The 11279-nt window shown below is 64.4% G+C and carries 14 protein-coding genes; 10 read left to right on the top strand and 4 right to left on the bottom strand.

All coding sequences use genetic code 11. The features are described 5' to 3' along the window. The 10 genes from bamA to CAF78_RS24895 all read left to right on the top strand — a co-directional run. Positions 1-1117, top strand: a 1117-nt coding sequence (gene bamA / locus CAF78_RS24940) for an outer membrane protein assembly factor BamA (RefSeq protein ID WP_085677584.1), incomplete at its 5' end; no start/stop codon positions are given. A 102-nt stretch (positions 1118-1219) separates the two neighbouring features. Beyond that, complete coding sequence (locus CAF78_RS24935; RefSeq protein WP_085677585.1) at positions 1220-1576, top strand: hypothetical protein; 357 nt, start codon at positions 1220-1222, stop codon at positions 1574-1576. 328 nt (positions 1577-1904) lie between these two features. Next, a complete protein-coding gene (locus CAF78_RS24930; RefSeq protein WP_085677586.1) occupies positions 1905-2498 on the top strand; it encodes a hypothetical protein in 594 nt (197 codons plus the stop codon). Beyond that, on the top strand, positions 2498-2854 hold the full coding sequence (locus CAF78_RS24925; protein ID WP_085677587.1) for a hypothetical protein: 357 nt from the start codon (positions 2498-2500) through the stop codon (positions 2852-2854). The genes CAF78_RS24930 and CAF78_RS24925 overlap by 1 nt, the downstream gene beginning before the upstream one ends. A 12-nt stretch (positions 2855-2866) precedes the next feature. Then, positions 2867-3226, top strand: coding sequence for a hypothetical protein (locus CAF78_RS24920; RefSeq protein WP_085677588.1), 360 nt, complete (start codon positions 2867-2869; stop codon positions 3224-3226). Between the two features lie 169 nt (positions 3227-3395). Beyond that, positions 3396-3791, top strand: a complete 396-nt coding sequence (locus CAF78_RS24915; protein WP_085677589.1) for a hypothetical protein — start codon at positions 3396-3398, stop codon at positions 3789-3791. Positions 3792-3903: 112 nt separating this feature from the next. Further along, positions 3904-4959: a Rieske 2Fe-2S domain-containing protein gene (locus CAF78_RS24910; RefSeq protein WP_085677590.1), complete on the top strand. Its 1056-nt coding sequence runs from the start codon at positions 3904-3906 to the stop codon at positions 4957-4959. Between the two features lie 28 nt (positions 4960-4987). Next, complete coding sequence (locus CAF78_RS24905) at positions 4988-6349, top strand: FAD-dependent oxidoreductase (protein WP_085677591.1); 1362 nt, start codon at positions 4988-4990, stop codon at positions 6347-6349. 47 nt (positions 6350-6396) lie between these two features. After that, entirely contained in the window at positions 6397-7374 is a 978-nt protein-coding gene (locus CAF78_RS24900; RefSeq protein WP_085677592.1) for a LysR family transcriptional regulator, read from the top strand. 135 nt (positions 7375-7509) lie between these two features. Further along, a complete protein-coding gene (locus CAF78_RS24895; RefSeq protein WP_085677742.1) occupies positions 7510-8130 on the top strand; it encodes a TetR/AcrR family transcriptional regulator in 621 nt (206 codons plus the stop codon). Here CAF78_RS24895 and CAF78_RS24890 read toward each other — a convergent pair. The 4 genes from CAF78_RS24890 to CAF78_RS24875 form a co-directional block, all read right to left on the bottom strand. Next, complete coding sequence (locus tag CAF78_RS24890) at positions 8127-8864, bottom strand: DUF2063 domain-containing protein (RefSeq protein ID WP_085677593.1); 738 nt, start codon at positions 8862-8864, stop codon at positions 8127-8129. The two genes, CAF78_RS24895 and CAF78_RS24890, sit on opposite strands and share 4 nt — an antisense overlap. Then, complete coding sequence (locus CAF78_RS24885; protein ID WP_085677594.1) at positions 8857-9702, bottom strand: DUF692 domain-containing protein; 846 nt, start codon at positions 9700-9702, stop codon at positions 8857-8859. The genes CAF78_RS24890 and CAF78_RS24885 overlap by 8 nt, the downstream gene beginning before the upstream one ends. A 63-nt stretch (positions 9703-9765) precedes the next feature. Beyond that, positions 9766-10293 (bottom strand): hypothetical protein, encoded by a 528-nt coding sequence (locus CAF78_RS24880; protein WP_085677595.1) that lies wholly within the window; start codon positions 10291-10293, stop codon positions 9766-9768. 206 nt (positions 10294-10499) lie between these two features. Further along, positions 10500-11264: a hypothetical protein gene (locus CAF78_RS24875; RefSeq protein ID WP_085677596.1), complete on the bottom strand. Its 765-nt coding sequence runs from the start codon at positions 11262-11264 to the stop codon at positions 10500-10502. Between the last annotated feature and the right edge of the window lie 15 nt (positions 11265-11279).

Below are 11279 nucleotides of genomic sequence, written 5' to 3'. Positions count from 1 at the left end.
CGTCGAAGAGCAGGCCTCCGGCTCGATCACCGCCAGCGTCGGCTTCGCCCAGAGCGCCGGCCTGATCCTCGGCGGTTCGATCAGCCAGAGCAACTTCCTGGGTACCGGCAACAAGGTGTCCATCGGCCTGACCCGTTCGGAATACCAGACCAAATACAACTTCGGTTTCGTTGACCCCTACTTCACCGAAGACGGCGTGAGCCTGGGTTACAACCTGTTCTACAGCAGCACCGACTACAGCGACTACTACGATGACGGGGTGTCCTACTACGCCATCAACAGCTACGGCGCAGGCGTCAACTTCGGCTACCCGATCAACGAGACCTCGCGCCTGACCTACGGCCTGACCCTGCAGCACGACGACATCAGCCCGGGTACCTACAGCGCCGACGAGATCTACGACTTCATCCAGCGCGAAGGCAAGAGCTTCAACAACCTCAAGGCCTCGATCGGCTGGTCCGAGTCGACCCTGAACAAAGGCGTACTGGCCACCCGCGGCCATTCCCAGGCCCTGACCCTGATGGCCACCACCCCGGGCAGCGACCTGTCGTTCTACAAACTCGACTACAACGGCCAGACCTTCCTGCCCTTGAGCAAGGACACCACGCTGCGCCTGCACACCACGCTGGGCTACGGCAACGGTTACGGCTCCACCGACGGCCTGCCCTTCTACGAAAGCTACACCGCCGGCGGCCAGGGCTCGGTACGCGGTTTCAAGGACGGCACCCTCGGCCCGCGCAGCACCCCGGCCACCGGTACCTACGCGGGCGCCGGCCAGGCCTATTACTCCGACCGCGACACCGACGTGCTCGGCGGCAACATCCTGGTCACCGGCGGCGCCGAGTACCTCTTCCCGCTGCCGTTCATCAAGAACCAGAGCCAGCTGCGCAGCTCGGTGTTCGTCGACGCCGGCAACGTCTATGCCGACACGTGCTACCTGTCCACCACCCAGGGCTGCGGCAACGTCGACCTGAACCAGCTGGCGGTGTCGCTGGGTGTCGGGGTGACCTGGTACAGCCCGATGGGGCCACTGAGTTTCAGCCTGGCGGCGCCACTGAAGAAACCGGACAACGCCGAGACGCAGATCTTCCAGTTCTCCCTGGGGCAGACCTTCTGAGTCACGGCGCACAAATTACCGGTTTTTACCCTCGCTTAACCCAAGTTGACAGTCACCTTGCCTAAGCTGAGACCTATATGAACATGCCTTGCAGGTAACCCCATGCCTCCCTTCGCCCCCACCACCCTGGCTTCGGCATTGCACGACGACAGCCCGGTCTCGCTGCCAGACCTGGTGCAGCAGCGCCTCAGTAGCGTGCTGGGCCCTCGCTACACGGTGATTCTCGCCGCCAGCGGCGACAACGCCGGCCACTACCACCTGGCCATCCAGCACCGCCAGAGCGGCCTGTCGCTGGAAGACAGCGGCGTAATCGGCCCGGGCTTTGCCGAGCGCCTGCTAGCGCTCGGCAAGCAGGTCAAGACCATGCTCGAATCCGATACATTCGCCCGCATGAGCAGCGACGAGCCGACACGGCCATTGGTGTGGATCAGCGACATGCCAAGCCCGCCCGAGGCTTGATCGAATACGCTGGCGGCACGCCCGGTGCGCCAGCAGCCATTACTCAAGAATCAAGTAGTATGTTCTGCCAATGACTTGCGAATAATGTTCCTGCCGCACCGGAATTTATCGGCACTTACAATATATGTAAGACAATTCGCAAAACCGCTAAAACTCAAATTTCTTGTAACCATTTCACGCTGTAATTTGAAATATCACTTTCATATATTCTCCTGCCTGCAAACTTGACGACAGCTTCCTACGGCCTATTCCCACAATCGCCATCGGCTGCCTCGTCAACTAGCGCCCGAACGGCAACAGCCTAGCGAACAGGAGAATGAAACTATTGATGAAAACCCTGACAACCTCATTATTGCTGGGTACAACCCTGATATCCGGCTGCGCAATAAAGCTGGTTCAACCCCACGATGCACAGCTCTACCAAAGCACCGAGCAATTCTACAAGCAGGCAGCCACGCTACTGCTCAAGGGGGAGCGCGCGAGCCCAGTGAACGTGCCGCAACTGGCCGTGATGCCCACCGAACAAGCCAGGCAACACCCAGGGCACTACAGTCATTTCCAGGCTGATTACGATTCATTGTTGATCGAAAGCAACGCACTCATCCTGCGCTCGCTGGCCAACAGTCGACAGATCAGCGCCACTGGCATGCAGATACATGCCAAGGCCGAGCGCCTGCTCAGCCGCAAGCTCAGTACCGAATGCGACAAACTGCAGCACGACTTTCCGGATGCCGACCTGACCACCCGCAACTATATCGACCTCCAGTGCCTGGTCAGCAAGTGGCAAAACGACCACGCTCGCAGCCGTGAGCAAATTCTGCCTGCGCTCACGTGGCAAACCCGGCAACAGATACTATTCGGCGGCATGCTTGCCATACAGTCTGCCGAGGCGAGCAAACAACATCCGGCGGGGGAATTGTGATGAGCACTATTATCAACGGTGTTGATTTTGATGTTGTCACGGCAGACGCGATCAAGGCAGTGAAGGCGGTTATCCAGGCAGACTGGCCGGCGGTCCAATCCACGATAGTGAGTCTTGGCCAGCGGATGGCCAGCGATGCATTGTTTGTGCAACGCCAACTGGTCAACGGCAATTTGGATGCAGCAGGCGCCCACGCGTTATTGCAGGATCAGAAAATAGTCGCCCGCATGCATTTGCGGACTGTTGCAATTATCACCCTGCAACTTGCCGACGCCATACTCGACGCCATGGCGAACGTATTCAAAATAGCAATCAATCGTGCGCTTGGCTGGGACCTGCTCCAGGTCGACTACTAAGGATCCCGAACCATGGACAGTCAAATTCGTTCTGCAGAGTTGCTGGTAAAAAATGTGCTTTCCGATCCAGAGGCCCTTCAGAAAATACAAAACGACCCGGAAACCACACTCAAGGCACTCAAGGAGGAGGCATTACAACAGCTACCACGTCTGCGCCCGCCGAACGATGCCACCACCAACCGCCTGTGGCTCGTCATCGTCGGGTCTTTCGCAGTGGTCATGCTGTACTCCGTCTGGGTACTCGGCAGTGGCGTGAACCAGGCAACGCTCGCCACCCCCGTGACCAAGTCCGACACTATCCTCACCGTGCTGATGACCGTCATCAGCTTCCTCGCCGGGCTACTGTCACCGAGCCCGGTGACCTACAAGTAAAGCCGCGCAGGCCTGGGCCACAGCCACTGTTGACCATTAAAGTGCTGAGTGGCTTGAACTTTTCCCCGTTTACCGGTCTATCTGGACATGCTCAAGCGAGCGGTATGCGCGGCCTCCAAGCGCCGCGCAACCGCATGTTCATCGACGACCTCGGGGGTTGCCTAGGCTCATGAAGTTCACTATTCCGAGACTGCTGTTTGCCAGCCTGTTCGCCCTGGCGGCCATCGGTTCTGCGTCCGCGGCGCAGATGCACGCCACCCAGGCGGCCCTGGCCACTGAAACCATCGCTCAAGCGCCGGCCAAAGCCGCCCAGAGCCCCTGGCCAAACCTGGCCAGCATCGCCGATGGCCAGCCGGCGCCGCTGCTCGCCCATGATGACGACCGCTACTGGCGCGATGGCCGCTGGCATTACCGCAATGAAGACCGCCGCCGTGAGGAATGGCGCCGGGCCCAGTGGCGCCGCGAGCAGGCCCGCCGCGAAGCCGAGCGCCGCCATGAATGGGAGCGCCGTCACGATCACGACCGCGCCCACCATTACGATGACCGCCGCTACTATCGTCGTTGAGGCCCTGGGCGTCATAACCGATCGCACATGACCAACATGCCCGGCGCGCCATGGGCGCGCCGGCAACGCTTCTCTAGGATGGCCTGGCCGTTCGAAAACAAGGAGAAGCGAAATGCCCGATACCGCCACAGCCTGTCAGCGCGTGACCTGGAACCCGATCACCAAGACCAGTTCCTTCAGCGCCCACGACCGTGAAATCCTCACCCACCACTGGCACCCCGTGGCCTTCAGCACCGAGGTGGCCGACAAGCCCTATGCCGTCACCTTGCTCGATGAGCCCATCGTGCTGTACCGCGCCGCTGGCAAGCTCAACGCTGCCCGCGATATCTGCAGCCACCGTGGCGCACCACTGAGCCGCGGCTGGGTGCAGGGCGAGAACATCATCTGCCCCTACCACGGGCTGCACTTCGGCACCGATGGCCGCTGCACGCGGATCCCCTCGGAACCCAACGCCAACCTCACCGAACGCCACCGCATCCAGATGTACACCGCCCGCGAGGACTACGGGCTGGTCTGGGTGCTGATGGCCGGCAGCGACGCGCCCTTCCCCGAGATGCCCTCCTGGCACGATGACAGCTACCAGCGCATCCTGCCGCCGTCGATCGACATCGCCGCCTCGGCCGGGCGCCAGGTCGAGGGCTTCATCGACGTCGCCCACTTCGCCTGGATCCACCACGACGCCTTCGCCGACCGCGACAACCCGGTGGTGCCGACCTACCGGGCCGAACTCACGGCCCACGGCATGCACGCCGAATACGTCAGCAGTGTCAGCAACTTCCCCAAGCACCTGCAGCACCGGGCCCCGAGCGATTTCCAGTGGAAACGCACGTTTGACGTGTTCGCACCGTTCACCGCGCGCCTTGCAGTGAATTTCCCCGACCCTGAACAGCGCCTGGTCATCCTCAACGCCGCAAGCCCGATCTCGGCGCGCAAGACCCGGATGTTCTGCGCCATCACCCGTAACTTCGACCAGCACCTGCCGCTGGACGATGTGTACGCATTCAACCAGCAAGTGTTCGAGGAGGACCGCGACATCGTCGAGCTGTGCCGCCCCGAAGACCTGCCGCTGGACCTTTCGCTGGAAATCCACATTCCGGCCGACCGTTCCTCCACCGCCTACCGCCGGGCCCTGAGCGCCCTGGGCCTGGGCCGCGCCTTCACCAGCTGACAGGCAGACGCCCTGAGGAGTATCAAGCATGTACAAATGGGAATGCCTGGTATGCGGCTTCATCTATGACGAAGCGCTGGGAATACCGGACGATGGCATCGCCGCGGGCACCCGCTGGGAGGATGTGCCACAGGACTGGTTCTGCCCGGAATGCGGCGTGGGCAAGGGTGACTTCGACATGGTCCGCCTGCCGCTGGATGCCCAGGCCGCACAAGCGCTTGCTCCGCAGGCGCCGGACCCGGTGGTGATCCTCGGTTCGGGGCTGGCCGGTTATACCGTGGCACGTGAACTGCGCAAGCTCGACGCCAACCTGCCGATCGTGATCATCACCCGCGATGGCGGCGAGTTCTACTCCAAGCCCGCGCTGTCCAACGCCTTGCAGAGCGGCAGGCTGCCCGAGCAGCTGGTCACTGCCAGCGCCGCGCAGATGGCCGAGCAACTGGCCGCCCGGGTGATCACCGGCAGCCGCGTGGACCGCGTCGACACGCACGCACAGTGCGTGTACGTCGCCGGCCAGCCGCAGCGCTACAGCGCGCTGGTGCTGGCGTTGGGCGCGGACCCTCGGCGCCCGGCGCTCGACGGTGACGGTGTGCCGGCAATCATCACCGTCAACGACCTGGACGATTACCGCCACTTTCGCCAGCAGATCGGCCAGGCCAGCCGGGTCGCGATCCTCGGTGGCGGGTTGATTGGCTGCGAGTTCGCCAACGACCTGGGGCACGCTGGCCACGCGGTGACCCTGGTCGACCGCGCCAGCTGGCCGTTGAGCCGGCTGCTGCCGGAGCCTGCCGGTGCCGCGATGGCCAGCGCCCTGACCGCGCTCGGCGTGACGCTGGCGCTGGGTACCACGCCCATCGCGGTGCAGCGCAAGGGGGCGGCATTGCAGGTGCTGATGGCCGACGACCAGGTGCTGGAAGTGGACTACGTGCTCAGCGCCATTGGCCTGGCTCCCCGCGTGGAACTGGCGCGCAGTGCCGGGCTGGCGGTGGCCAGCGGCATCGTCACCGACGCCTGCCTGCAGACCAGTGCCCGCCATGTCTACGCCTTGGGCGACTGTGCCGAAGTGCATGGGCTGGTGTTGCCTTACGTGCTGCCGATCATGCTCCAGGCCCGTGCCCTGGCGCGCACCCTGGCCGGCCAGCGGACGCCGGTTGCCTACCCGGCCATGCCGGTGACCGTGAAAACCAGCGTGCTGCCTACTGTCGTGGCTTCGCCATTGGCTGACCAGGGTGCCTGGTCGACCGAATTGCTGGGCCACTGCGACCGGGGCATTGCCAAGGTGCGTGCGGTCTTCCACGACCCACAGCGGCAGTTGCAGGGTTTTGTCCTGATGGGCGCCGCCACCGGCGAGAAGGCCGAACTGCTCAACGCCTTGCCGGACTGGAGGTAACCGCCTGCGCCCAAGCCTCGCTGTATTGTTTAGTATATAGCGAGACAATGACCAGAACCGGCCCGGGGCATTGCGCAGATGCACCGGGCCTTTGCGAGGCTGCCGTGGCCAAAGCCGTGCCCAATTGCGACACCCAACTGCTGCGCACGCTGCATACCTTGTTGTCCGAATGCAGCGTGTCGCGCACCGCCGAACGCCTCGGCCAAAGCCAGCCAGCCGTCAGCGTGGCCCTGCGCCGCCTGCGCCAGCTCACCGGCGACCCGCTGTTGGTGCGCAGTGGCAGCCGCATGGTGCTGACCAGCCATGGCGAGCACCTGATAGAACCCCTGGCCCAGGCGCTGGCCGGCATCGAGCAGGTGCTGGACCCGATCGACCGCTTCGACCCCGCCACCACCCGCCAGCATTTTCGCATCAGCACGCCGGACTACCTCAGCGTGTTCTTCGTGCCGGCCATCATCGAACGCTTCCACGCCCAGGCCCCGCTGGCCACCCTGGAACTGACCCACCTGCAGGCCGAAGGCGGCTACACCCGTGGGCTGGAGGACGGCACGCTGGACCTGGTGATCGGCAACTGGCGCAGCCCTGCGCAGCACCTGCACCTGCAGGCCCTGTGCGACGACGACCTGGTCTGCCTGGTGCGCGATGATCACCCGGTCCCCCCGGGGGGCCTGAGCCGCGAAGCCTACCTGCAGGCAGACCACCTCGACGTGCTGACCCACGGTGCCTGCGGGCAAGGCACGATTGGCGCCGAGCTGGACAAGAGCGGCCTGGCCCGGCACGTGACCACCACCCTGCCGTACTTCTGCCTGGCGCCCTATGCACTGGTGAAGTCCAACCTGGTGTTCACCACCACCCGCGCCTTCGCCAGGCACTACGCCGAACTACTGCCGGTGCGTATCGAGCCGTTCCCGGTCAGCGCGCAACCGCTGCGCTATTACCAGCTGTGGCACGCCCGCAAACACCGGGCGCAGTCCTCCAAGTGGCTGCGCGGGCTGGTACTGACGGCAGCCAAGGCAATCACCTGACCGCCTCGGCAACCTTCCTGCACACTATTTTCCTGCAAACTATCGCTGTATATTTCTGTATATTACGCCTTCACATTTTGCTCAGCGCCCGGGAAACGCACCTGGGCGCAGCCAGGATCCGTTGCCGTGTACATCATGCCGTTCGAACTGCCGCGAGACACCGAGGACACCCTGGGTGCACCGGTGCGCCGGGTCATCCTCGACGCCGCCGGCGAGGCATTCGCCCAGCAGGGCTACGCCGCCACCAAGCTCTCGGCGATCGCCTCGCTGGCCAGCCTGCCCCGCTCCAACGTGCTCTACTACTTCAAGTCCAAGGCCAACATCTACAGCCAGGTGCTGGAAGACATCGCCCCCTGCTACCTGCAGGCCTGCGCACCGTTCACCGGCGAGGACGAACCACTGCAGGCGTTGAGCCGCACGGTCACGGCGCTGATCAGCCTGTTCGAGCGCCGACCGTTCGCCTCCAAGGTACTGCTGCAAGAACTGAAGGAAGGTGGCCAGCGTATTCCCGGCAACTTTCTCGAGCACTGGGCGCAGCAGGCCCGGGACAACACCGCGCAGGTGCGCCAGTGGATCAGCAGCGGCAAGCTGGCGCCAGTGAACCCGGAGCATGTGTTGCCCTCGGTGTGGGCCATCGCCCAGTCCTGCCTCGGGCTGGGCTGGCACGCCCCCAGCCAGGCCGGGCAACGTATCGACTACCAGGCGGCAGCGGATTCGTCGTTGCGCTTGCTGCTCAATGGCCTGGCGCCGGCCTAGCCGCGGCGGGTGCCGAGTACCACGCCCTGGGCTTTGAGCGTGTGCAGTAGCGCAAGGCCCTGGGCCTCGATGGCGCTGGCTGCGACGCCGGCAGCCTCGGCCAGCGCCGCCAGGTGCTCGCGCCCGCTCAATGGCTGTTCCTGCAACGACAGCAACAGGGCATGGGCCAGCGGCGCAAGGCGCGAGAAGGTTACTTTGTGGTCGGCACCCCGGTGGGCCAACAGCAAGGTCGGCTCGGCGGGTGCCTCGCTCGGCAAATGCGCCGGCCCGATGTGGCTGACCGGCCAGGCATAGGCCAGCGGTACGGCGAGGCTGGACAGCACCGGGATGCCATCGAGCAGATCACCTTCAGGGTCATGTTCAGGTGCGCCGGCATCGCTCAGCAACAATGCGGTCTCGATCCATTCGTAATGGGCCAGTTCGGCGACCCAGTCGGGCTGGTCGGTACGCCCTTGCAGGTACGCGACCCACTCGCCGCCCACTTCGGTGAACAGCGGCGTCTGGCAGCGATGGTTGGCATAGAAGTCTTCGCATAACCCCAGCCAGTGTTCGGCGGCCAGGCTGGCATGCAGCACTGGGAAGCTACCGGCCAGCAGCGACTGCAGGTTGCCGAAGAACAGTTGCCGGTAAACCGCCAGGCGCCGTGCTTCGATGCCGGGCGGCGGCGGATTGGCCTGCGGATCGCGGATATGGCCGGCCATGCGCAGTTGCTGTTCACGCAGCGCGTCAGCCATGGCGCACCGCCAGGGCCGGCGCCGTGGGTTGCAGGCTGCGGATGTGTTGCACCTCGGCCAGCAGTTCGGCCAGCGGTGGCAGGTTGAAGTCGCGTTCGAGCAAGGTCGGTACCGGCCCCAGGTGCTGATAGGCGCTGGCCAGCAGGCCCCAGACATCGGCCTTGACGCTGGCGCCGTGGGTGTCGATCTTCAGGTCCGGGGCTTCGTCATAGTGCCCGGCAACATGCAGGCAGACCACCCGCTCGGCCGGCACCTGGGCCAGAAACCGGGCAGCGTCGTAGCGATGGTTGCAGGCATTGACCACGATGTTGTTGATGTCCAGCAGCAGGTCGCAGTCAGCCTCGCTCAACACCGCCTGAAGAAACTCGATTTCGCTCATCGCCTGATACGGCGCGGCGTAATACGAGATGTTCTCCACCGCAATGCGCCGGCCGAGGGCATCCTGGACTTCAGCAATGCGCCGGGCAGTATGGCGTACGGCCTCGTCGGTGAATGGCAGCGGTATAAGGTCGTACAGATGGCCGTCATCGGCGCAGTAGCTCAGGTGCTCACTGAACAGCGGTACCTGGTGACGGTCGAGAAATGCGCGGATCTGGCGCAGAAAGCCATGGTCCAGTGGTGCCGGGCCACCCAGCGACAGCGACAGGCCATGGCAGGCCAGCGGATAGCGCTCGGCCAGCTGCGCCAGGCCTTCGCCGAAGGCACCGCCGACACCGATCCAGTTGTCCGGGGCACATTCGAGAAAGTCGACGGCGCCGGCGTCCATGTTCAGCAGTTCGGGCAGCAGCGCACGGCGCAAGCCCAGGCCCGCGCCCTGCAGGGTAGAAGAAAGGTTCATCGGCATGCTCCTTGTGCTGCGGCGCCCTCCCCGGCCTGTGCCTGGGGAGGAGGCCGCCGAGGGTCAGTTCTTCGCCTGGCTCAGCTTGCTGTACAGGTCGGTCGGGAATGGATTGCCATTGGCGTCGAACTGGTGCTTGCGGAACTGGTAGACCTCGGCCTCGGAAAGGTAGCCGTCGTGGTTGGCGTCGATCGCATCGAACTCGGCGCCAGCGCCTGGGGCGACCGCCAGCAGTTCGGCGCGGGAAACACGCCCGTCATGGTCGGCGTCGGTACGGGCGAACGATGCATCGCCACATTTGCCCTCACCGCATTTGCCTTCGGCCTGGGTGGCCTTGGCCTTGGCACCGCTGGCGCCGCACTTGCCCTCGCCGCACTTGCCTTCGGCCTGGGTGGCTTTGGCCTTGGCACCGCTGGCGCCGCACTTGCCTTCGCCACACTTGCCCTCCCCGGCCTTTTCCGCAGCCGCCAGCTGGTAGCCTTGTGGCAGTGCTTCGACGGCAAAGGCCGAGGAAGTCAGGTTGATGCCCCCTACCAGGGCGATACCGAGCAGGCCGAGACGGGTCTTGTTGGGGAACTGGATACGGGACATGGTGTTTCTCCTGATAGTCGTACGGTCATGCCTCAAGGGCGAAAGAGCCAGGGAACGCAGGCCGTAGGGCGTGTTCGTTCGGGCTGGCTCATTTGGCCCCAGGCATGTATCCCGGGCGTATCAGCAGAGCGAAGGATTTGTAAGCGAGTAGCTGTGGCAGGCGCATTGATACAAAGCGATACACGCGCTGGCCTGGGGTGCAGCTGTCAGCGACGGTCCAGCAGCTTGGCCAGGGCGAAGGTGGCGACCACGGCCAGCACCACGGCGGCGGCAATGGACGGCACGCTGCCCCATTGCGCGATGGTGCTCTTGACCGCCAGGTAGAAGCCCAGTACGCCCACCGCACCAATGGCATTGCCGCGCACGATCGCCCCCAGCTCGTGGTGCCCCCCCTGAACATGGGCGAACACCGCCAGCGGCCAGGCGATCACCGGTATCGGCGCCAGCAGGCCGCTGGCCACCGGCCCCAGCCACTCGGCGCTCGCGGTGATCGCCACCAGCAGCGCGGTGGCCGTGAGCATGCGCATCGGGATCACCCAGCGCGGCAGTTGCACCACTGCGGCGTTGCCGCTGGGTGCCGGTTGCGAGGTGACCACGATGATCAGGCTCAGCAGTGCCAGCGTCACCGCCACCGACAACGCCACCCAGCCAAGCTTGCTCATCAGTGCCGCCGTGGCGGCATACACCGCCAGCGCGGCGATGCAGCCAGGCAACGCTCCGATCCGCCGCGTCACCAGGTAGTAGAACAGGTAGGTCGCCTGGACCGCCGCCAGGCCGGCCAATGCCCCAGGCACGGCCTTGAGGGCAAAGCCCGGGCCTTGTTCGAGGCTGAGAAACAGCACGACCAGGGCTGAAGTGACCGGCAGCCCGGAGAGCAGGCCGCCGATTTGCGTACCCCAGCGCTTGGCTGCCAGCGAGATGGCCAGCATGAGCGTGGGGGTGATGAGAAACTTGAGGTAGAAGGCAGTCATGGGGAGCTAGCGCGT

The sequence above is a fragment of the Pseudomonas sp. R28(2017) genome (assembly GCF_002112505.1).
In the GTDB taxonomy this organism is placed as follows: domain Bacteria; phylum Pseudomonadota; class Gammaproteobacteria; order Pseudomonadales; family Pseudomonadaceae; genus Aquipseudomonas.
Note: the sequence above shows the minus strand (reverse complement) of the source record. Positions and strands in the feature narration are given on the sequence as shown.